At 71.0% G+C, this 21543-nt stretch carries 18 protein-coding genes, 1 pseudogene and 2 riboswitches; of the genes and pseudogenes, 11 read left to right on the top strand and 8 right to left on the bottom strand.

Annotated features, from left to right (window positions below; translation table 11 throughout):
* Positions 1 to 778: 778 nt before the first annotated feature.
* Positions 779 to 2092: pseudogene (locus BG452_RS10755) on the bottom strand (cysteine desulfurase family protein); the annotation flags it as partial.
* 240 nt (positions 2093 to 2332) lie between these two features.
* Here BG452_RS10755 and coxB point away from each other — a divergent pair.
* The 4 genes from coxB to BG452_RS10735 all read left to right on the top strand — a co-directional run bounded on the left by coxB (position 2333) and on the right by BG452_RS10735 (position 6816).
* Positions 2333 to 3187 (top strand): cytochrome c oxidase subunit II, encoded by an 855-nt coding sequence (gene coxB / locus BG452_RS10750; RefSeq protein ID WP_188304005.1) that lies wholly within the window; start codon positions 2333 to 2335, stop codon positions 3185 to 3187.
* Positions 3184 to 4959 (top strand): cytochrome c oxidase subunit I, encoded by a 1776-nt coding sequence (gene ctaD, locus BG452_RS10745; protein ID WP_188304004.1) that lies wholly within the window; start codon positions 3184 to 3186, stop codon positions 4957 to 4959. Before coxB ends, ctaD begins: the two co-directional genes overlap by 4 nt.
* The gene (locus BG452_RS10740; RefSeq protein ID WP_188304003.1) at positions 4959 to 5381 is read left to right on the top strand and encodes a cytochrome c oxidase subunit 4; all 423 of its coding nucleotides are present in this window, start codon (positions 4959 to 4961) and stop codon (positions 5379 to 5381) included. Before ctaD ends, BG452_RS10740 begins: the two co-directional genes overlap by 1 nt.
* Positions 5382 to 5559: 178 nt before the next feature.
* Entirely contained in the window at positions 5560 to 6816 is a 1257-nt protein-coding gene (locus tag BG452_RS10735) for an Ig-like domain-containing protein (RefSeq protein ID WP_188304002.1), read from the top strand.
* A gap of 7 nt (positions 6817 to 6823) precedes the next feature.
* Here the strand turns inward: BG452_RS10735 and BG452_RS10730 are convergent, their stop codons facing one another.
* The 5 genes from BG452_RS10730 to BG452_RS10710 all read right to left on the bottom strand — a co-directional run bounded on the left by BG452_RS10730 (position 6824) and on the right by BG452_RS10710 (position 11663).
* Positions 6824 to 7195: a GntR family transcriptional regulator gene (locus tag BG452_RS10730; protein WP_188304001.1), complete on the bottom strand. Its 372-nt coding sequence runs from the start codon at positions 7193 to 7195 to the stop codon at positions 6824 to 6826.
* A 134-nt stretch (positions 7196 to 7329) separates the two neighbouring features.
* The gene (locus BG452_RS10725) at positions 7330 to 8988 is read right to left on the bottom strand and encodes a cytochrome b (RefSeq protein ID WP_188304000.1); all 1659 of its coding nucleotides are present in this window, start codon (positions 8986 to 8988) and stop codon (positions 7330 to 7332) included.
* On the bottom strand, positions 8985 to 10037 hold the full coding sequence (locus tag BG452_RS10720) for a ubiquinol-cytochrome c reductase iron-sulfur subunit (protein ID WP_188303999.1): 1053 nt from the start codon (positions 10035 to 10037) through the stop codon (positions 8985 to 8987). The genes BG452_RS10725 and BG452_RS10720 overlap by 4 nt, the downstream gene beginning before the upstream one ends.
* Positions 10038 to 10045: 8 nt before the next feature.
* Positions 10046 to 10855: a c-type cytochrome gene (locus tag BG452_RS10715; protein ID WP_188303998.1), complete on the bottom strand. Its 810-nt coding sequence runs from the start codon at positions 10853 to 10855 to the stop codon at positions 10046 to 10048.
* Between the two features lie 187 nt (positions 10856 to 11042).
* Positions 11043 to 11663 carry a heme-copper oxidase subunit III gene (locus BG452_RS10710; RefSeq protein WP_188303997.1) on the bottom strand — a complete coding sequence of 207 codons (621 nt, stop codon included), beginning with the start codon at positions 11661 to 11663 and terminating at the stop codon, positions 11043 to 11045.
* Positions 11664 to 12060: 397 nt separating this feature from the next.
* Between BG452_RS10710 and BG452_RS10705 the strand changes: the two genes are divergently transcribed.
* The 3 genes from BG452_RS10705 (at position 12061) to BG452_RS10695 (ending at position 15395) form a co-directional block, all read left to right on the top strand.
* A complete protein-coding gene (locus tag BG452_RS10705; RefSeq protein ID WP_188303996.1) occupies positions 12061 to 12486 on the top strand; it encodes a hypothetical protein in 426 nt (141 codons plus the stop codon).
* 118 nt (positions 12487 to 12604) lie between these two features.
* Positions 12605 to 13681, top strand: a complete 1077-nt coding sequence (gene trpD, locus BG452_RS10700; protein ID WP_188303995.1) for an anthranilate phosphoribosyltransferase — start codon at positions 12605 to 12607, stop codon at positions 13679 to 13681.
* Positions 13682 to 13859: 178 nt separating this feature from the next.
* A riboswitch (SAM riboswitch) is annotated at positions 13860 to 13977 on the top strand.
* 53 nt (positions 13978 to 14030) lie between these two features.
* Complete coding sequence (locus BG452_RS10695) at positions 14031 to 15395, top strand: aminotransferase class V-fold PLP-dependent enzyme (protein WP_188303994.1); 1365 nt, start codon at positions 14031 to 14033, stop codon at positions 15393 to 15395.
* Between the two features lie 3 nt (positions 15396 to 15398).
* On the opposite strand, the gene BG452_RS10690 is transcribed toward BG452_RS10695, so the two are convergent.
* Positions 15399 to 15680 carry an Lrp/AsnC ligand binding domain-containing protein gene (locus tag BG452_RS10690; RefSeq protein WP_030240061.1) on the bottom strand — a complete coding sequence of 94 codons (282 nt, stop codon included), beginning with the start codon at positions 15678 to 15680 and terminating at the stop codon, positions 15399 to 15401.
* A 41-nt stretch (positions 15681 to 15721) separates the two neighbouring features.
* On the bottom strand, positions 15722 to 16504 hold the full coding sequence (locus tag BG452_RS10685; RefSeq protein ID WP_188303993.1) for a rhomboid family intramembrane serine protease: 783 nt from the start codon (positions 16502 to 16504) through the stop codon (positions 15722 to 15724).
* 229 nt (positions 16505 to 16733) lie between these two features.
* On the opposite strand from BG452_RS10685, the gene BG452_RS10680 reads away from it, so the two are divergent.
* The 4 genes from BG452_RS10680 (at position 16734) to BG452_RS10665 (ending at position 21487) form a co-directional block, all read left to right on the top strand.
* On the top strand, positions 16734 to 16997 hold the full coding sequence (locus BG452_RS10680; RefSeq protein ID WP_188303992.1) for a hypothetical protein: 264 nt from the start codon (positions 16734 to 16736) through the stop codon (positions 16995 to 16997).
* 133 nt (positions 16998 to 17130) lie between these two features.
* Positions 17131 to 18624, top strand: coding sequence for an NYN domain-containing protein (locus BG452_RS10675; RefSeq protein ID WP_411292931.1), 1494 nt, complete (start codon positions 17131 to 17133; stop codon positions 18622 to 18624).
* Between the two features lie 201 nt (positions 18625 to 18825).
* On the top strand, positions 18826 to 19860 hold the full coding sequence (locus BG452_RS10670) for a C40 family peptidase (RefSeq protein WP_188303991.1): 1035 nt from the start codon (positions 18826 to 18828) through the stop codon (positions 19858 to 19860).
* Between the two features lie 337 nt (positions 19861 to 20197).
* Positions 20198 to 20352: riboswitch (cyclic di-AMP (ydaO/yuaA leader) on the top strand.
* Positions 20353 to 20362: 10 nt separating this feature from the next.
* Positions 20363 to 21487, top strand: coding sequence for an NlpC/P60 family protein (locus tag BG452_RS10665; RefSeq protein WP_188303990.1), 1125 nt, complete (start codon positions 20363 to 20365; stop codon positions 21485 to 21487).
* Positions 21488 to 21543 lie beyond the last annotated feature (56 nt).

The following is a 21543-nucleotide window of genomic DNA, read 5'->3' as shown; positions in this document are numbered from 1 at the left end:
CGGCTCGGGGCGCCACTCGCCCGCTCGCCTCCGGGCGCTCGGACCCGGCGCCGACGCTCTTCGCTCCGGCACTCCCTCCTGCGTCGGTCGCTGGTCGCTCATCACTTTCGGCACCGGCGCGCCCTTCGGCTCGGGGCGCCACTCGCCCGCTCGCCTCCGGGCGCTCGGACCCGGCGCCGACGCTCTTCGCTCCGGCACTCCCTCCTGCGTCGGTCGCTGGTCGCTCATCACTTTCGGCACCGGCGCGCCCTTCGGCTCGGGGCGCCACTCGCCCGCTCGCCTCCGGGCGCTCGGACCCGGCGCCGACGCTCTTCGCTCCGGCACTCCCTCCTGCGTCGGTCGCTGGTCGCTCATCACTTTCGGCACCGGCGCGCCCTTCGGCTCGGGGCGCCACTCGCCCGCTCGCCTCCGGGCGCTCGGACCCGGCGCCGACGCTCTTCGCTCCGGCACTCCCTCCTGCGTCGGTCGCTGGTCGCTCACCGCTTTCGGCACCGGCGCGCCCTTCGGCTCGGGGCGCCACTCGCCCGCTCGCCTCCGGGCGCTCGGACCCGGCGCCGACGCTCTTCGCTCCGGCACTCCCTCCTGCGTCGGTCGCTGGTCGCTCACCGCTTTCGGCACCGGCGCGCCCTTCGGCTCGGGGCGCCACTCGCCCGCTCGCCTCCGGGCGCTCGGACCCGGCGCCGACGCTCTTCGCTCCGGCACTCCCTCCTGCGTCGGTCGCTGGTCGCTCACCGCTTTCGGCACCGGCGCGCCCTTCGGCTCGGGGCGCCACTCGCCCGCTCGCCTCGGGGCTCGGCGTGAGCTCCGTCGGGGCGCTGACCGCCGTGGGCGCGGGCAGGTCCAGCCCGAGCGGCGCCCGGACCCCGGCGACCAGCTCCGGCAGCACGGCGAGGAAGCGCTCCACGTCCGCCTCGGCCGTCCCGTACGGCAGCGAGACCCGGACGTTGCCCTCGGTGAGCACCCCCATCGCGGCCAGCACGTGGCTCGGCGTCAGGGTGGAGGAGGTGCAGGAGGAACCGGAGGAGACCGCGAAGCCCGCCCGGTCCAGCTCGGTCAGCAGCACCTCGCCGTCCACGTACAGGCAGGAGAAGGTGACGATGTGCGGCAGCCGCCGCACCGGGTCGCCGACCACCTCGACCTCGGGCACCGTCTGCGGCACCCGGGTGCGGATCCGCTCCACCAGCGCGTGCAGCCGGGCGTTCTCCCGCTCGGCCTCGGCCCGTACGGCGCGCAGCGAGGCGGCCGCGGCCACGATCGCCGGGACGTTGACGTAGCCGGGCACCCGTCCGCCCTCGCGTTCGTCGGCCGGCAGCGGTGAGGCGTACCGGACTCCCTTGCGCACGGCGAGGATCCCGACCCCGGGCGGCCCGCCCCACTTGTGGGCGCTCGCGGTCAGCAGTGACCAGCCCGCCGGGACGTCCATCCGTCCGACGCTCTGCGCCGCGTCGACCAGCAGCGGCACCCCGGCCGCGGCGCACAGCGCGGCGACCTCGCCGACCGGCTGGACCGTCCCCACCTCGTGGTTGGCGCTCTGCAGCGCGGCCAGCGCGGTGTCCGTCCGCAGCAGGGCGCCGAAGGCCTCCGGGTCCACCCGTCCGGCGCCGTCCACCGGGGCGACCGAGACCTCGCCGCCGTCCGTCTCCCGGCGCTCGGCGACGTGCAGCACGCTGGAGTGCTCCACCGCGGAGTGCACCAGGTGCCCGCCGCGCCGCCGGTTCCCGGCCAGGCCGCCCAGCAGGCCGAGTTGGACGGCCTGGGTCCCGCTGGCGGTGAAGGAGATCTCGTCGGCGCGTACGCCCAGGACGCCGGCGACCGTCTCGCGGGCGGCGTCCAGCAGCATCCGGGCCTGGCGGCCGGAGCGGTACAGCCGGGCCGGATCGGCCCAGCCCTCGTCCAGGGCGGCGGTCAGGGCCTGCCGCGCGACGGGGTGCAGAGGGGCCGTCGAAGCCACGTCGAAGTACACGGTCACATTTAACGGCACACCCGGAAGCGTTCCGCTCGCTCCGCATCGCTCACCGACCGTCAGTCGATCACCCCGAATGTCCGCTTCGTCCGGTACCGACGGGCCGTCACTCCCGTTGTTCGAGGTCATCCCCCGATCGGGCGTAACGGCCTCGAATGCCTACGATGACCTGGGACGCAGCCCCTGCCGGGCCTGATCGGGCGACCGGGCGGCGCGTTACCGGGGGCTGCCCGTCAGGAGCGCATAAGGCTGGAGTAGGGTTTGGCCCGCATAAGCATTCAAACCGTGCCCGTGGACGGGTCGCCGGAGGAGCTCACAATCCCCTCCCGGTGCGACGCGAAGGCGGGCGAGACTTCGGGAAGGCGCTACGTGAGTCCCAACGGCTCCGACCGCTCGCCGCGGCGCACGATGCGGCGGAAGCTGCCTCAGGCGCTGGCACTGGGCCTCGTCATCGCGACCGCCACCGGCTGCTCGGCCAACGACCTCCCCAGGCTTGGCCTCCCGAGTCCGGTCACGAAGGAAGGACCCATGGTCCTCCAGATGTGGCAGGGCTCCTGGATCGCGGCGCTGGTGGTCGGCGTACTGATGTGGGGTCTGATCATCTGGAGCGTGATCTTCCACCGGCGCAAGCGCACCGGCGTGGAGATCCCCCCGCAGACCCGGTACAACGTGCCCATCGAGGCGCTCTACACCGCGGTCCCCATCATCATCGTCTCGGTCCTCTTCTACTTCGTCGCCCGCGACGAGTCGAAGCTGACCTCCGTCTCCGCCAAGCCGCAGCACTACGTCAACGTGGTGGGCTTCCAGTGGAGCTGGGCGTTCAACTACGAGAACACCGAGACCCCCGACCCGGCCAACAAGGACGCCGCGTACGACGTCGGTACGCCCAAGGACGTTCCGACGCTCTGGCTGCCGGTCAACGAGACGGTGCAGTTCCGGCTCACCTCTCGGGACGTCATCCACGACTTCTGGCCCGTCAACTTCATGATGAAGATGGACGTCGTGCCGGGCGTGGTGAACAAGTTCGAGGTCACCCCGACCGTCAAGGGCGAGTACAGGGGCAAGTGCGCCGAGCTCTGCGGCGTCGACCACTCGCGCATGCTCTTCAACGTCAAGGTCGTCGATCGCGCCGACTACGACAAGCACCTGGCCGAGCTTCGTGCGAAGGGTCAGGAAGGCGCGGTGCCCTCCGGCGTCATCACCATGGGAAGTGAAGCGAAGTGACCATCCTCAACGAGCCCGCCGCGGCCGGCGGGGGCGCCGAGGCCGTCACGGTCGGGGCGCAGCGGACCCGCAAGCCGGGTTCGACCATCATCAAGTGGCTGACCACCACTGACCACAAGACGATCGGCACCCTGTACCTGGGTACGTCGTTCGCCTTCTTCCTGATCGGTGGCATCCTCGCCCTGGTCATGCGTGCCGAGCTGGCTCGTCCCGGGACCCAGATCCTGTCGAACGAGCAGTTCAACCAGGCGTTCACGATGCACGGCACGATCATGCTGCTGATGTTCGCGACGCCGCTGTTCGCGGGCTTCGCGAACTGGATCATGCCGCTCCAGATCGGCTCCCCGGACGTGGCCTTCCCGCGTCTGAACATGTTCGCGTACTGGCTGTACCTCTTCGGTTCGTCCATCGCGGTCTGTGGCTTCCTGACCCCGAACGGCGCCGCCGACTTCGGCTGGTTCGCCTACTCCCCGCTCTCCGACGCGGTGCACTCGCCCGGCGTCGGCGGCGACATGTGGATCATGGGTCTGGCCTTCTCCGGCTTCGGCACGATCCTCGGTGCGGTCAACTTCATCACCACGATCATCTGCATGCGCGCTCCGGGCATGACGATGTTCCGGATGTCGATCTTCGTCTGGAACGTCCTGCTGACCTCGGTGCTGGTCCTGCTGGCCTTCCCGGTGCTGGCCGCCGCGCTGTTCGCCCTGGAGGCGGACCGCAAGTTCGGGGCCCACGTCTTCGATCCCGCCAACGGCGGGGCGATGTTGTGGCAACACCTGTTCTGGTTCTTCGGCCACCCCGAGGTGTACATCATCGCGCTGCCGTTCTTCGGCATCGTGTCGGAGATCATCCCGGTCTTCAGCCGCAAGCCGATGTTCGGCTACTCCGGTCTGATCGCGGCCACCATCGCGATCGCCGGTCTGTCCGTGACGGTGTGGGCGCACCACATGTACGTCACCGGACAGGTGCTGCTGCCGTTCTTCTCCTTCATGACCTTCCTGATCGCGGTCCCGACCGGTGTGAAGTTCTTCAACTGGGTCGGCACCATGTGGAAGGGCTCACTGAGCTTCGAGACCCCGATGCTCTGGACGGTCGGCTTCCTGGTCACCTTCCTCTTCGGTGGTCTGACCGGTGTGCTGCTGGCCTCGCCGCCGATCGACTTCCACGTCTCGGACTCGTACTTCGTCGTCGCCCACTTCCACTACGTGGTCTTCGGCACCGTCGTGTTCGCGATGTTCGCCGGCTTCCACTTCTGGTGGCCGAAGATGACCGGCAAGATGCTGGACGAGCGCCTCGGCAAGATCACCTTCTGGACGCTGTTCTTCGGCTTCCACACCACCTTCCTGGTGCAGCACTGGCTCGGCGCGGAGGGCATGCCCCGCCGTTACGCCGACTACCTGGCCTCGGACGGCTTCACCACGCTGAACACCGTCTCGACCATCGGCTCCTTCGTGCTCGGCCTGTCGATCCTGCCGTTCCTCTACAACGTCTGGAAGACCGCCAAGTACGGCGAGAAGGTCGAGCAGGACGACCCGTGGGGCTTCGGCCGCTCGCTGGAGTGGGCGACCTCCTGCCCGCCGCCGCGGCACAACTTCCTCACCCTGCCGCGGATCCGCTCCGAATCCCCGGCCTTCGACCTCCACCACCCGGAGATCGCCGCGCTGGACTACCTGGAGAACCACGGTGAGCCGGCCAAGCACCTCGCCGGTGTGACCCCGGCGAAGTACGACGCCCCGAAGCTGGGCAAGGGCAAGCAGGAGGGTGACGCCTGATGAAGGAACAGGGAAAGATCTTCCTGGGCCTGGCGGTCTTCGTACTGGCGATGGCCATCACCTACGGCCTGTGGACCAGCCACGCGAGCAACGGCCCGGGCCTGGAGGCCGCCGGTACCACCGCGCTGTTCCTGGCCTTCGGCCTCTGTGCCTTCATCGGGTACTACCTCGCCTTCACCGCCCGCCGGGTGGACAGCGGCGCGGGTGACAACCCCGAGGCCGAGGTCGCGGACGACGCCGGTGAGCTGGGCTTCTTCGCCCCGCACAGCTGGCAGCCGCTGTCGCTGGCGCTCGGTGGCGCGCTCGCCTTCCTGGGCGTGATCTTCGGCTGGTGGCTGATGTTCTGGGCCGCTCCGATCATCCTGATCGGCATCTTCGGATGGGTCTTCGAGTTCTACCGGGGCGAGAACCAGAACCAGTAGGTTCCGCCTCCCACCACAGGGCCGGTCCTCCCGCACGGGAGGACCGGCCCTGCTGCGTCCTGAGGGTGACGACCTCACTCACCCGGGTGAACGGAGAGTCGCTCGGATGTCGCTCGATGCGACGCGTTCCTACGATCTGATCAATCGTGCGAATCGTGCGAACCCCTCGGAGGCGGTCATGGCCGACAGGCGCGGAATCGCAGGCATCAGCAGCATCTCGCTGGCCCTGGCAGTACTGGCCCCGCTGGCCGCCTGCTCATCCGGCGACGAGGAGCCCACCGGGCCGCACCGGATCGACGCGGCCCCGCTCGTCCACCTCTCGGCCGAGGGCAAGGTCGACCCCTCCAAGCCGGTCACCGTGACCGCCGTGGGGGGCAGCCGGCTCACCGACGTCACCGTGCTCGGCCCGGACGGCCGGGTGGTGGCCGGCACGCTCGCCGACGACCAGCACAGCTGGCAGACCACCGGCCGGCTGAAGGCCGACACGGCGTACGCCGTCCGGATCTCCGCCGACGACGGCCGGAACGGCCGGGGCGACACCACCCAGACCTTCAGCACCATGGCCGCCCAGCGCCTGCTGAACGTCAAGCTCGGGCCGGACTCCTCCGGCACTGGCGTCTACGGGGTGGGCCAGCCGCTCACCGCGCAGCTCTCCGAGGCGGTGAAGGACCCCCAGGCCCGTCAGGAGGTCGAGCGCGCCCTGACGGTGACCTCCCAGCCGGCCGTCACCGGCGCCTGGTACTGGGTGGACGACAAGAACCTGCACTTCCGCCCGCAGGAGTACTGGCCGGCCGGGACGACCGTGGCACTGGCCTTCGACGGCACCGGCAGCCGGATCTCGGACGGCCTCTACGGCGGCGACCGCAGCTCGCTGCGGCTGCGGATCGGCGCGCGGGTCGAGTCGGTGGTCGACGCGGCCACTCACGAACTCACCCTCAAGCGTGACGGCGAGGTGGTCCGGAGGATCCCGGTCACCACCGGCAAGCCCGGCTTCGACACCCGCAACGGCATCAAGGTGGTGCTCGGCCAGGAGCGCTCGGTGCGGATGAACGGCGAGACGATCGGCATAGCGGCCGGCAGCTCCGAGGCGTACGACCTCGACGTGCTGTGGGCCACCCGGGTGACCTGGAGCGGCGAGTACGTCCACGCGGCGCCCTGGTCGGTCGGCTCGCAGGGCTACGAGAACGTCAGCCACGGCTGCACCGGGATGAGCACCGACAACGCCAAGTGGTTCTACGACAACACCCGGGTGGGGGACCTGGTGACGGTGGTCAACAGCCGCGGCGCCACCATGGAGCCCTTCGGCAACGGCTTCGGCGACTGGAACGTCTCCTGGGTGGACTGGGTCAAGCACAGCGCCCTCGGACAGCCCCTCAGCACCACCGCCCCGGCCGGCCAGGCCCCCGCCGCGGGCATGACGCGCCCCGAGCTCTGAACCGGCCCTAGGCCCCGGGATAGGTCACGTGCAGGGCCGTCACCACGGCGGCCAGGGCGTCCGGGTGGGACAGGCCCAGCCGGCCCACCCGCTCGGCGTACTCGGCGGCGGCCTCGGCGGCCAGCCGGTGGGCGGTGTCCCCGGTGGCCGCGATCAGGGTGCCGCGCCGGCCGTGGGTCTCCACCACGCCGTCCGCCTCCAGCTCCTTGTAGGCCCGGGCGATCGTCCCGGCGGCCAGCCCCAGTTCCTCGGCGAGGGCCCGTACGGTGGGCAGCCGCTGCCCGGTCGGCAGCGCGCCCGAGCGGGCCCGCTCGGCGATCTGGGCGCGGATCTGCTCGTACGGGGGCGTGGCGGCGGCGGGGTCGACGGACAGCTGCACGGAGGGCTCCTGGGGGCGATGCGGGGCGATACGGGGCGGTGCGGTGACTGTGCGGGGGCGGGAAAGCCCGAGGGCCGCCGACCAGATGAACTCTGGTCAGCGGCCCTCGGGGTGACGCGGGGGTGCGTACGGGATCAGTGGTGGCCGTGGCCGCTGGTGATCTCGTGGTGCTCCTCGGCGGTGGGCTTGGGGATCTGGCTGCCCTCGCCGTAGAAGCCGCGGGAGAGCTTGGCCCGGGTGCGGGTGAGGGCGCCGGCCTTGCGGGCCACGCCGTTCTCGTCCGTCTGGGCCGGCAGCTCGACCGGCTGGTTCTGCTCGTGCGCCGTGAGGGTGTGCAGGTCCTTCGCCGGCAGCTGGGCGTGCACCTCGACGAACTCACCGTGCGGCAGGCGCTTGATGACGCCGGTCTCGCGGCCGTGCAGCACCTTCTCCTTGTCACGGCGCTGGAGGCCGAGGCACCAGCGCTTGGTGACGATGAAGGTGATGACCGGCACCAGGAAGAAGCCGGCACGCACGAAGTAGGTGATCGAGTTGAGCGACAGGTGGAAGTGCGTGGCGAACAGGTCGTTGCCACCACCGACCAGCAGGACCAGGTAGAGGCTGATCCAGGCGGCACCCAGGGCGGTGCGGACCGGGGCGTTGCGCGGGCGGTCCAGGATGTGGTGCTCGCGCTTGTCGCCGGTGATCCAGCCCTCGATGAAGGGGTAGACCGCGATGGCGACCAGGACCAGCGGGAAGATCATCAGCGGGATGAAGACACCCAGGTTCAGGGTGTGGCCCCACAGGCTGATCTCCCAGCCCGGCATGACGCGGATCAGACCCTCGGAGAAGCCCATGTACCAGTCGGGCTGGGCGTCGGTCGACACCTGGTCCGGACGGTACGGGCCGTAGGCCCAGATCGGGTTGATCGTGGCGATCGCCGAGATGGCGGCGATGATGCCGAAGACCAGGAAGAAGAAGCCACCGGCCTTGGCCATGTAGACCGGCATCAGCGGCATGCCGACGACGTTCTTCTCGGTCTTGCCCGGGCCCGCCCACTGGGTGTGCTTGTGGTAGAAGACCAGGATCAGGTGCGCCACCAGCAGACCGAGCATGATGCCCGGGATCAGCAGCACGTGGATGGTGAAGAACCGCGGCACGATGTCGTGGCCGGGGAACTCGCCCCCGAACAGGAACATCTGGATGTAGGTGCCGACCAGCGGGACCGCGAGGATCGCGCCTTCCATGAAGCGGATACCGGTACCCGACAGCAGGTCGTCCGGCAGCGAGTAGCCGAAGAAGCCGTCGAACATGCCGAGGACCAGCAGCAGGAAGCCGAAGACCCAGTTGATCTCACGCGGCTTGCGGAACGCGCCGGTGAAGAACACGCGCATCATGTGCACGAGCATCGCGGCCACGAAGACCAGCGCGGCCCAGTGGTGGATCTGGCGGATCAGCAGACCGCCGCGGATCTCGAAGCTGATGTCCACCGTCGAGGCGTACGCCTCGGACATCCCGATGCCCTTGAGCGGCACGTACGAGCCGTTGTAGACGACCTCGGCCATCGACGGCTTGAAGAACAGCGTCAGGTAGACACCGGTCAGGATGATGATGACGAAGGTGTAGAGGCAGATCTCGCCCAGCATGAAGGACCAGTGGTCCGGGAAGATCTTGCGCAGGTTGGCCTTGGCGAGGGAGTAGATCCCCAGCCGGCCGTCCGTCCAGTCAGCCGCGGACTCCCACTTGTTGGCGGGATTGGCGCGCGTGCTGGAGGGCTTGGCGGCACCGGTCTTGGTGCTGCTCGCGCTACTCATCGAGCACGCTCCCAGAAGCTCGGGCCGACGGGCTCGTCGAAGTCGCCGGTGGCGACCAGGTTGCCCTTGTCGTCAGTGGTGATCTTCAGCTGCGGCAGCGGGTGGCCGGCCGGGCCGAAGATGACGCGCGCGCCGTCCGCCAGGTCGAAGGTCGACTGGTGGCAGGGGCAGAGCGCGTGGTGGGTCTGCTGCTCGTACAGGCTGATCGGGCAGCCGACGTGGGTGCAGATCTTGGAGTAGGCGAGGATGCCCTCGAAGCCCAGCTCCCTGGACTTGTCGTCCTTGATGTCGTCCGGCGCGATGCGCACCAGCATCAGGGCGTCCTTGGCGATCCGCTGCTGGAAGTCCTCGTCGTGCGTGGTCAGACCCTCCGGCATGGCGAAGGTCAGCGAGCCGATGACGAGGTCCTCGGGCTTCATCGGCTGCAGGGTGCTCATGTTGACGAGCTGCAGGGGCCTGGCCGGAGTGGCCTCCTTCCAGCCCGTCTCCTTGAGCTTCTTCTCCGGCAGCGGGCCCAGGTCGCGGAGCAGGACCACGCCGGAGAGCGGGACCAGCGCCATCGACCCGATGAGGGTGTTGCGGATCATCTTGCGGCGACCGAAGCCGGACTCGGCGGCACCGGTCTTGAACTGCTCGATGACGTCCGCGCGGACGTCATCGGGGGCCTCGATCGGGTGACGCTCGGCCGGCAGCTCGACGTCCGACATCAGGGTGCGGGCCCAGTGGACCGCGCCCGCGCCGATCATGAACAGCGCGACGCCCAGGGTCAGGCCGAGCGCGAAGTTCAGCGCGCTGACGTGACCCAGCGGGAAGATGTAGACGATCTTGTCCGGGTCGATGGCCACGTACGAGGCGATGAAGCCGATGGTGGCCAGCATCGAGACCACGAACATCAGCGAGACCTGACGCTCGGCCCGCTGGGCGGCCCGCTCGTCGATGTCGGTGCGACGGGGCTCGTGGGCCGGCAGGCCCGGGTCGGCGAACGGGTTGCCGTGGTCGGCCACCTCGCCGGCGGAGCCGTGCGGCTCCGGAAGCTTCTCTTCTGACATGTCGTGGCTCATGACTTCTTGGCCTTGGTGGTGTGGGCGGCGACCCAGATCGCGACCGCGATGAGCGTGCCGAGGCCGAAGATCCAGCCGAACAGGCCCTCGGTCACCGGACCGAGGCTGCCCAGGGTGAGACCGCCGGGGTTGGGCTCATCGTTGGTGGTGTGGCGGACGAAGGCCACGATCTGCTTCTTCTGCTCCTCGGGCATGGTGCTGTCCGGGAACGACGGCATGTTCTGCGGGCCGGTCTGCATGGCCTCGTAGATGTGCTTGGCGTCCACGCCCTCCAGGGACGGGGCGTACTTGCCCTTGGTCAGGGCACCACCCTGACCGGCGAAGTTGTGGCACTGGGCACAGTTGGTGCGGAACAGCTCGCCACCCTTGGAGATGTCGTCAGGGTTGGTCGAGGTGTACTGCTTCGCGTCCGGGGTGATCGGGCCGGGGCCGAGCGACTGGACGAAGGCGGCGAGCTGGTCGATCTCGCCCTGGGTGTAGATGGCCTTCTTGCGCGGCACCTGGGCACCCGGCTGCTGAGCCGGCATGCGGCCGGTGCCGACCTGGAAGTCGACGGCGGCGGAGCCCACGCCGACCAGGCTCGGACCGTCACTGCTGCCCTGGCCGTTCAGGCCGTGGCAGGAGGAGCAGCCCACGGCGAAGAGCTTCTTGCCCTCATCGATCGCGAGCGACTGCGCGGCGACGTCGGCCTGCGCCTTGTCGGCGGGCGCGAACAGGCCGTACAGCCCCCCGGTGGCCGCCAGGGCGAGAAGTAGGACGACCAGCGCCGCCAATGGGTGGCGCCGTCGTGCGGAGAGCTTTTTCACGGAATAACCCCGGTGTCAGGATCTGGTCGACTGGTGGGTGCACCCGGCTGCCGGTCTGGCCGGCACGAGGCTGCCTGTCCAAGGCTGCGCGCGCGGTCGGTCGGTGGGAGCGTCGGCACCGGCAGAAGCGGCCCGTCGCCGGTGAGGGCGGGGGCCGCTGCCGGTGGCCAGCGACCTGATCAGCTGGTTACTTGATCAGGTAGATGGTCGCGAACAGGCCGATCCACACGACGTCGACGAAGTGCCAGTAGTAGGACACGACGATCGCGGCGGTGGCCTGCTCGTGCGTGAAGCGCTTGGCTGCGTACGTCCGTCCGAGGACCAGCAGGAAGGCGATCAGACCACCCGTCACGTGCAGACCGTGGAAGCCGGTGGTCAGGTAGAACACCGTGCCGTACGGGTCGGAGGACAGCGAGAGGCCGTCGTTCTTGACCAGCTCGGTGTACTCGTAGACCTGGCCGCCGATGAAGATCGCGCCCATGAAGAACGTGAGGATGAACCAACCGCGGAGCTTCTTCACGTCACCGCGCTCGGCGGCGAACACGCCGAGCTGGCAGGTGAGCGAGGAGAGCACCAGGACGGTGGTGTTGATCGAGGAGAACGTCACGTTGAGGGCGTGCGCCTTCTCGGCCCAGAACTCGGCTCCCTTGACGGAGCGGAGCGTGAAGTACATCGCGAAGAGGGCCGCGAAGAACATCAGCTCGGAACTGAGCCAGACGATCGTTCCGACGCTGACCATGTTCGGTCGATTGACCGATCCGTGCGCGTGCCCGGTTTCTGTTGCTGTTGCTGTCGCCACGACGGACATTATGTCGGTCCCTTATTCCGTCTTCACGTCGGGGGGTGTCCCTCGGAGTGTCCGGTGCGTGCGGTATGCCCGCTTGAGGGCCGACGGGGTGTCCGGACGGCGGCCGGTCAGCGGCGTGTCCCTTTTCTGACGGTTCCTCGGGACGGCCCGCTACCCCCTTGCCCGGCGCGTCGTTGCACGGTCGGCGCAGCGTCGGGTTGTAGGGGAGGGGAGTGCGCCATCGGCTGTCCGGGTGGACCTGGCCGGCCCGGGTGACGGGCCGTCCTCCGGGCGGGTGAGCCGTGGGCGCGGCGGCTTGAGGGGGAACGTGCGCGAGGGGGACCGGCGACGGGCGAAACGGGGGTAGCATCCGGATCAGGTGAACGTGGTCCGGATCACACTTGAGGGAGCAGGGTCCATGGCGTACACGACCGACGAGACGCTCACCGTCCTCGTCTACAGCGACGACCGCAACACCCGCGAGCAGGTGCTGACGGCGCTCGGCCGTCGGCCCGCCGAGGATCTTCCGGAGCTGTCCTACCTCGAATGCGCGACCACCCCCGCGGTGCTCAAGGCGCTGGAGAAGGGCGGCGTCGACCTCTGCGTGCTGGACGGCGAGGCGGTGCCGGCCGGCGGGCTCGGCCTCGGGCGACAGCTCAAGGACGAGATCTACGGCTGCCCGCCGGTGCTGGTGCTGATCGGCCGGCCCCAGGACTCCTGGCTCGCCGCCTGGAGCCGGGCCGATGCCGCGATCTCCCGCCCGGTGGACCCGGTGGCGCTGGCCGAGGCGGTCGCCACCCTGCTGCGGGCCCGGTTGGCCAAGCGGGCCCCCGCCACGCGTTGAACAGTGCCGTCTCAGTACTAGAGAAGACGGGGCCGTAGGGACCCCGCCGCTCGATAGGCTGGCTCCATCCGTACGGACGTCCCCCCGAGCGGGGAACCGACAACAGCTGGAGTCAGCCATGGTGAACGTGAACCCTGCGAACGGTGGTACCGACCCCGCGCAGGTGGTCCGCACCTGGCCGGACCTCCTGGCGGCGCTGTTGAAGGGGGAGGACCTCGACCGCTCGTCCACCGCGTGGGCGATGGACCGGATCATGAGCGGCGAGGCGTCCCCCGTCCAGGTGGCCGGGTTCATGGTGGCGCTGCGGGCCAAGGGCGAGACGGTCGACGAGATCGCCGGCCTGGTGGACGCGATGTACGAGCACGCCGAGCCGCTGGAGATCCCCGGCCCGGCGGTCGACATCGTCGGCACCGGCGGCGACCGGGCGAAGACCGTCAACATCTCGACCATGTCGGCGATCGTCGCGGCGGCGGCCGGGGCGAAGGTGGTCAAGCACGGCAACCGGGCCGCCTCCTCGTCCAGCGGGTCCTCGGACGTGCTGGAGAAGCTCGGGGTGGCGCTGGACCTCTCCCCCCGGCGGGTGGCCGAGGTGGCCGAGGAGGTCGGACTCACCTTCTGTTTCGCGGCGAGGTTCCACCCCTCGATGCGGCACGCCGCCACCGCGCGGCGCGACCTCGGGGTGCCCACCGCGTTCAACATCCTCGGCCCGCTGACCAATCCGGCGAAGGTCACCTCGCACGCCATCGGCTGCTTCGACACCCGGCTGTCCGGCTTGATCGCCGGGGTGCTCGCCCGGCGCGGGGCGACGGCGCTGGTGTTCCGCGGTGACGACGGGCTGGACGAGCTGACCATCACCACCACGTCGCGGGTCTGGGTGGTGCGCGACGGGGTGGTCACCGAGACCGCCTTCGACCCGCGGGACGTCGGCATCGAACTGGTCGGCATCGAGACGCTGCGCGGGGCCGACGCCGCCTACAACGCCGAGGTCGCGCGCCGGCTGCTGGCCGGGGAGCGCGGGCCGGTGCGGGACGCCGTACTGCTGAACACCGCGGCGGCGCTGGTCGCGCTCGACCTCGGCGACGCGCCGCTGTCCGAGCAGCTCGCGGCGGGCATGGCGCGGGCGGCCGAGGCGATCGACTCGGGCCGGGCGCAGGACCTGCTGCGGCGCTGGTCGGAGGCCACCAGCCGGATCTGAGGCGGTAGTTGAGGGCCCGTGCCGGTTTTCCGGTGCGGGCCCTCGCGCGTGGGCCCGCTCTCGTGCCCCGAGCGTCGGCACCGGGCCCGAGCGCCCCGGAGGCGGGTGGGCGAAGGCAGAGTCCGGATGGTGGATACCTGTTTGACCGTCCGACGCGCCCGACCTAGAGTCTTGGCCAGGTCATGAGTGACAGCGTCAAGCCCCAGCTGGCTGTCCGGCAACCCTCCGTCCGTGGCGGGGTGCCCTGGGTGAGGACCGGGTCGCCGGGCATGCCGTCCGCGCGACAAGCGCGGACGCCCGATGACTAGCACTCCCGGGGGTCCCTCACCCCCAGAAGGAGTGCATCCTCATGTCGGTCTCTGTTGACCTCTGCTCCCCGCTCGCCGTTCTCGGCCACGACGTCCAGGTGCCGCTGGCCAGCGGTGCGAAGGTCGGTTACGCCGCGCTGGACTACGCGGCCAGCGCGCCGGCGCTCCAGCGGGTGTGGGACGACGTCGCCGCCTACGCGCCGTACTACGGCAGCGTGCACCGCGGTGCCGGCTACCTCTCGCAGCTGTCCACCGACCTGTTCGAGCAGAGCCGCCGGACCGTCGCCGAGTTCCTCGACCTGCGCGAGGGCGACCAGGTGGTCTTCACCCGCGCCACCACCGACTCGCTCAACCTGCTGGCCGCCGCCGTGCCGGCCGGCGCCCGGGTGTTCGCCTTCGAGACCGAGCACCACGCCTCGCTGCTGCCCTGGGCGCACGCCGGGCTGGAGGTCGCCTACCTGCGGGCGCCGCGCTCGCGGGCCGAGGCGGTCGAGGCGCTGGAGGCCGCGCTGGCCGCCGCGCCCGAGGGCCCCAAGCTGCTGTGCGTCACCGGCGCCTCCAATGTGACCGGCGAGCTGTGGCCGGTCGCCGAACTGACCGCGACCGCGCACCGGTACGGCGCCCGGGTGGTGCTGGACGCCGCCCAACTGGCCCCGCACCACCGGGTCTCGGTGCGCGAGCTGGACGTCGACTGGATCGCCTTCTCCGGCCACAAGCTGTACGCGCCGTTCGGCGCCGGGGTGCTGGCCGGGCGGGCCGACTGGCTGGACGCGGCCGAGCCGTACCTGGCCGGCGGCGGGGCGACCCGCACGGTGGCCCGGGAGCTGGACGGCTCGGTGGCGGTGCAGTGGCACAGCGGCCCGGCCCGGCACGAGGCCGGCTCGCCCAACGTCATCGGGGCCTACGCGATCGCCTCGGCCTGTCGGGCGCTGACCGAGGCCGGCTTCGACGCGCTGGAGGCCCGGGAGCGGCAGCTGGTCGACCGGCTGACGGCCGGGCTGGCGGAGATCCCGGAGGTCAGGGTGCTGAACCTGTTCGGCGCCGGCTCGGCCCGGGTGGGCGTGCTGTCCTTCGTCGTCCGGGGCTGGAACAGCTCGCACTTCTCGGCCGCGCTGTCCGCCGAGTACGGCATCGGGGTGCGCGACGGGCTGTTCTGTGCCCACCCGCTGGTGCGGACCCTGCTCGGGGACGAGGACGTCGCCGTGTCCGAGTGCGGGGCGCCCGAGCCCTCGCTGCCGGGCGAGCGCAGCCTGAACGCGATCCGGGTGAGTTTCGGGGCGGGCACGCCGGACGAGCACATCGAGCGTTTCCTGACCGCCGTCCGCGAGCTGGTCACCGACGGCGCGGCGTGGAACTACCGCAACGAGGGCGGCCGTTGCGTCGCCGACAGCCGCCGCGAGGGCTGAGGACTACTCGTCCAGGCCGAGGGCGAAGGCCGCTTCCAGGTCGTGCTGGGAGTAGGTGCGGAAGGCGATCTGGGTCTCGGTGTGGGCCACGCCCGGGACCTTGTTGAGCCGGCCCGGGATGACCTCGGCCAGGTCGTCGTGGCGGCGCACCCGGACCATCGCCACCAGGTCGTAGCCGCCGGTCACCGAGTACACCTCGCTGACGCCCTCGATCGCGGCGATGGCCTCGGCGATCTCCGGGATGCGGTCGACGCTGGTCTTGATCAGGACGATGGCAGTGATCACTGTGCGGGCTCCTTCATGGGGTGCGGCCAGCGTATCGGGCCTCAGCCGGGGCGTCTCGGGGGGTGTCCGGCCACGGTGCAGGCGTACAGGAAGCCGGCCGAGAAGCCGATCACGTGCACCAGGTAGGCCACCCCGGGCCCGGCCGAGTGCACCGACCACCACTGCAGGGCGAACCAGAGGCCGAGCACCAGCCAGGCCGGGAAGCGCAGCGGGAGGAAGAGGAGCAGCGGGACCAGGGTGGTGACCCGGGCCCGCGGGTGGAAGCGCAGGTAGGCGCCGAGGACGCCGGAGATCGCGCCCGAGGCGCCGATCAGGACCCGGGTGGAGTCCGGCGAGTGGGCCTCGGCGAGCGCGAAGCCGTACGAGGCCAGGCTGCCGGCGGCCAGGTAGAAGAGCAGGTACCTGGCCCGGCCGAGCCGCCGTTCGACGGTGGGGCCGAAGACGTGGAGGAAGAGCAGGTTGCCCAGCAGGTGCAGCCAGCCGGCGTGCAGGAAGAGGCCGGTGAGGGCGGACACCGCGGGGTGTTTGCCGGGGGTGGGGGCGGCGGGGCAGCCGGGGACCGGGTCGGGGGCCTCGGCCAGTTGCCCGGCGGTGAGCGGGTGGCCGGTCAGCAGTTCGGCGGGGACGGCTCCCCAGCGCTGCTCGTAGCGCTGCTCGGCGCAGATCCGGGCCTGGCCGGTGCCGTACAGCGGGTTGACGCCGGCCGCCGGGCCGAGCAGGAAGACCAGGGTGTTGACCGCGATCAGGGCGTAGGTGACCGCCGGGGCGGGCACCGCCGGGCGGCCGTCCCACGCGTCGGTGTGGCCGGGGGCCGCGAGTGCCATGCGGCCAAGCATCCCTCCGGGCGCGGCAGGTGACACGGCGGTTTACGGCAGGTGGACTACCGGTCCGTCCGGCGGGGCGGAACGGGCTCCGGTCATCTCAGCTGACCGGTGGTCCTGATGGTTGCCCCAGGCAATAGGCTTGGGCCGGGCCATCCCGCCTCCCGCCGCCGATGCCGGGGCTCCGGGGGGAGCGCCTAGCCCACCCAGGGACCAGCCGAGAGGATCCCCGATGACCGTCCCCGCACTGACCGCCGAGACGCGCTGGCGCTGCACGCTGTGCGGCAACCTCACCCGCTTCGACGTGACCCGCACCGCGCGGGTGACCGAGTTCCTGCACTTCGACCTGGCCGGCGAGTCCAAGGTCGAGGAGACCGAGGTGCACAGCGAGACGATCGAGTCGGTGCGCTGCCGCTGGTGCAACGCGGTGGACCAGGTCGAGCTGGTGGCCCGCCCGGGTGCCGAGGGCGCGGAGGCCCCCGCCGCGCAGGGCTGACCCCTCCGGTGCGGTGGGTGGTGCGCGACGCGGCCGTCCACCGCACGGGACAATACAGACAAGACGCACGGAGCGTGACGACAGGGGCGGCTGCGGCCGTACCCGCTGGATCAGGATCGGAGCCGAGGACGTGGTGGACGCAGCGAGGGAGCCCGGCGAACCGCAGGGGCTTCAGCCCGCTGCGCAGGCACCGGAGCCGGCGGCCGGGACGGTCCCGTCCGAGACCCCTGGCGGGGGCGCCGACGCTTCGGGCACTCCCGCTTCGGATACTCCCGCCTCGGATACTCCCGCCTCGGGTGCTGCCGCGGAGCGCGCGGCCGAGAAGCTGGACCGGCCGCTGCCCGAGGGCGTGCGCCGGCGGGTGGTCGGGCTGGCCTCGGACGCGCTGGGCGGGCTGCCGCCCGGGGAGCTGCCGCAGAGCCTGCGTCAGTACGCCAAGTTCACCCCCGCGCGGCGGGCCAAGTACGCGGCCACCGCGCTGGCGGCGGCGCTGGAGTCCGAGCCGGCCTTCCGGGTGCGGATAGCGGAGCGGCTGCGGCTGGGCCAGCCGGACCTGGTGAAGGCGTTGGAGTCGGGCAGCGTCCCCGGCGCCGCCGATCCGATGGACGTCGCGGCCGCCGCCTACCTGGTGCGCTCGGCGGGCTGGAGCCGGCTGGTCGCCGAGGCCGGCGAGGAGGCCGAGCGGGCCGGCGCCGAGGACGCGGTGGCGGAGGCCTCCCGGCTGGTGGAGAAGCTGCAGGCCGAACTGGCCGAGGTGCGGGCCGCCGCCCGGGCGGACCTGGACCGCCAGCGCGCGGAGTTCGAGGGCGTCCGGCGGGAGGCCGAGTCGCTGCGCAAGAAGGTGCGGTCGCTGGAGAGCGACACCCGCCGGGCGCAGGCCGAGACCCGGCGGGTGGCCGCGGAGCTGGAGGCCGCGAAGGCGCAGGCCGCGGGTGAGCGCAGCGCGGCCGAGAGCGAGGCGCGGCGGTTGCGGCACCGGGTGTCCGAGCTGGAGAGCGCGGCCGAGCAGGGCCGCCGCTCGGCCCGGGAGGGGCGCAGCGTCGAGGACATGCGGCTGCGGCTGCTGCTGGACACCGTGCTGCAGTCGGCGCAGGGCCTGCAGCGCGAGCTGGCGTTGCCGGTCTCCCAGATCCGCCCGGCGGACCTGGTGGAGGCGGTGGTGCCGGGGGCGGCCTCGCCGCACGACGTGGCCCGGCGCGGCCTGGCCGACGACGACCCGGCGCTGCTGGACCAGCTGCTGGCGATCCCCCAGGTGCACCTGGTGGTGGACGGCTACAACGTGACCAAGACCGGGTACCCGACGCTGCCGCTGGAGCAGCAGCGGATCCGGCTGCTGGGCGGGCTGGCGATGCTGGCCCAGCGCACCCAGGCGGAGGTCACCTGTGTGTTCGACGGGCAGGACCTGGACGTCCCGGTCATCATGGCGCCACCGCGCGGGGTGCGGGTACGGTTCAGTCGGACCGGCGAGACCGCGGACGAGTTGATCCGCCGTCTGGTCCGGGCCGAGCCGCAGGGCCGTCCGGTGGTGGTGGTCTCCACCGACCGGGAGGTCGCGGAGGGCGTACGGAAGGCGGGCGCGCGCCCGGTGGCCTCGGTGCTGCTGCTGAACCGGCTGGCCCGGCCCTGATCGGGGGCCCGGGCGGCGTGATGGCAGGTCAGTGCCGTCGCCGCGGGGGTGTGCGGATCCGGTGAAGTCAGCGGGAGAACCGGAGTTCACGCCTTCGGGGGAGTGGCAAAACGGGTAGATCTTCACTAGGGTCTGGCGTCAAACCTATTTTCCGGTATCTCACCCGATCGGGCGAGTCCGTTGGAAGAAGGAGCCGGTCTCTTGGCCTCCCACCGCCGTCCCAGGCAGCCCAGCCGCGCGCGGGTCTCCGTGCTCACCGCTGCCGCTGCGACCGCGGTCGCCCTCTCCGCTCAGGTGGCCGCGCACGCCGCGCCGCAGCCGAACACGACCGACGTCAAGGCGCAGATCGACCAGCTCCAGCAGGACCAGGAGCAGGCGGCGGAGAAGTACAACGGCGCCAAGGAGCGCGCCGACCAGCTCCGCAAGCAGGCCGACCAGCTGCAGGATCAGGTGGCCCGCAGCCAGGACCAGATGAGTCAGCTGCAGACCGGCCTGGCCCAGGTCGCCGGCGAGCAGTACCGCACCGGCGGCATCGACCCGTCCGTCCAGCTGATGCTCTCCTCCGACCCGTCGGGCTACCTGGAGAAGGCGTCGAGCGTCCAGCAGGCCAGCACCAGTCAGACCGAGGCGCTCAAGGGCCTGCTCGACCAGCAGCGCCGGCTGGACCAGGAGAAGGCCGAGGCGGCCGCCGTACTGGCCTCGCTGGACTCCACCACCAAGGACCTGAACCAGGCCAAGGCGGACGTCAACACGAAGCTGAAGGCCGCCCAGGACCTGCTGAACTCGCTCAGTGCCGCCGACCGCGCCGCGCTGCGGGCCCAGCAGCAGCAGGACGACCGCGCCTCGCGCGGCGCCGACCGGGTCGACCTCAGCAACCTGCCGCCGGCCAGCGGCTACGCGGCCGTGGCCGTGGCCAAGGCGATGAGCAAGCAGGGTTCGCCGTACGTCTGGGGCGCCACCGGGTCGAGCACCTTCGACTGCTCGGGCCTGATGGTCTGGGCGTACGGCCAGGCCGGCGTCTCGCTGCCGCGCACCTCGCAGGAGCAGGGCCACATCGGGACCGCGGTGACGCTGGCCACGGCTCAGCCGGGCGACCTGGTGATCTACGGCGGGGACATGCACCACGTCGCGATGTACATCGGCAACGGCATGGTGGTCCACGCGCCGCACACCGGTGACGTGGTGAAGGTGATGAAGGCCGACGCGATGCCGATCAACACCATCCGCCGGATCTGACGGGCCGACACGCCGTCGGGGCCCGTTCCGGCCGTGTGATCCGCGCCACCCTCCGGTCGGAGGGTGGCGCTTCGGCTTGTCCGTTCCGTGGCTGACTCGTGAGACCTGATCAGCTTTGCGTGCGGAACTGATCACCATCAGTCATTTTCACAAAAGAACATGGGTAATCTTCCGTCTTTTTTCTGACAAGGATTTGAACGGATCACGGTTCAGTTACTAGGGTCATGCTCCGAACCACCGCACTGTCGATCACCCAGCCCGGGTGGCGGCGGTGGTTACCGCCGAGTTCGCGAAACAGCGGGGCAGGTCGAAGCGACTGCCCGACAGGGGAGCCCAGTAGTCGGGGGTGCTGCGGAGCGGAGCCGGGGAACCACGTTCCTCCGGGGTGAATCGGCGCCAGGTCGGCCGTAGGTGAGGCCGGTGAGGCGTCGTAGGGCATGCTTCCGGCCCGAACCCGTCAGCTCACCCGGTAGGCGGACGTAGGAAGAAGGAGCCCGCCTTCGTGGCGTCCCATCGTCGTCCCAAGCCCGCCAGTCGCGCTCGTGTCTCGATCCTGACCGGCTTCGCCGCCGCGGCCGTCGCGCTCTCCGCGCAGTCCGGCGCGCACGCCGACCCGCAGCCGACCAAGGACCAGGTCAAGGAGCAGGTCGACCAGCTCAACAACCAGGCCGAGCAGGCGACCGAGAAGTACAACGCCGCCCAGGAGAAGCAGCAGGAGCTGGAGAAGCAGGTCTCCGGCATGCAGGACCAGGTGGCCCGGCAGCAGGCGCAGGTGACCGACCTCCAGGGCGGCCTCGCCGAGATCGCGGGCGAGCAGTACCGCAACGGCGGCATATCCCCGACCGTCCAGCTGATGCTCTCCTCCAGCCCGGACAACTTCCTCAGCCAGGCCGGTGCGCTCAACCAGGCCGGCAGCACCCAGAAGAACCAGCTGAAGCAGCTCCAGGACCAGCAGCGCAAGCTGGACCAGGACCGTACCGAGGCCCAGGGCAAGCTCGCCGAGCTGGAGTCCACCACCACCCAGCTGAAGGCCTCCAAGGACGAGGTCCAGACCAAGCTGAAGGCGGCCCAGGACCTGCTCAACACGCTGACCGAGCAGGAGCGCCAGGCGATCAAGGCAGCCGAGGACAAGGCCGCCGCCGACGCCAAGGCCAAGGCGGACGCCGCCGCGAAGGCCGCCCAGCCCGCCAGCTCGGACCGCGCCTCGCGCGACAGCAGCCGCAGCGACATCGGCGCGGGCGCCGCCTCCGCGCCGGTCAAGATCGCCCCGGGCAGCTCGCACGGCGCGGCCGCGCTGGCCGCCGCCGCCACCAAGGTCGGCAGCCCGTACGTCTGGGGCGCCACCGGCCCCGGCTCCTTCGACTGCTCCGGCCTGATGGTCTGGGCGTTCAACCAGGCCGGCGTGTCGCTGCCGCGCACCTCCCAGGAGCAGGCGGGCGCCGGCACCCGGATCGGCTCGGACATCTCCCAGGCCCAGCCCGGCGACATGCTGATCTTCTACGGCGACGCCCACCACGTCGGCATCTACGCCGGCAACGGCCAGGTGCTGCACGCTCCCAAGCCGGGTGCGTCGGTCCGCTACGAGGCCGTCTCCAACATGCCGCTGGCCTCCATCGTCCGGGTCTGATCCCCGCTCGAAGGTTCACGGGCCCGGTCCTCCGCCACGGGGGGCCGGGCCTGCGG

This window comes from Streptomyces sp. CBMA123 (assembly GCF_014596465.1).
Taxonomy (GTDB): domain Bacteria; phylum Actinomycetota; class Actinomycetes; order Streptomycetales; family Streptomycetaceae; genus Kitasatospora.
This window is presented reverse-complemented; position numbering and strand designations above follow the sequence as displayed.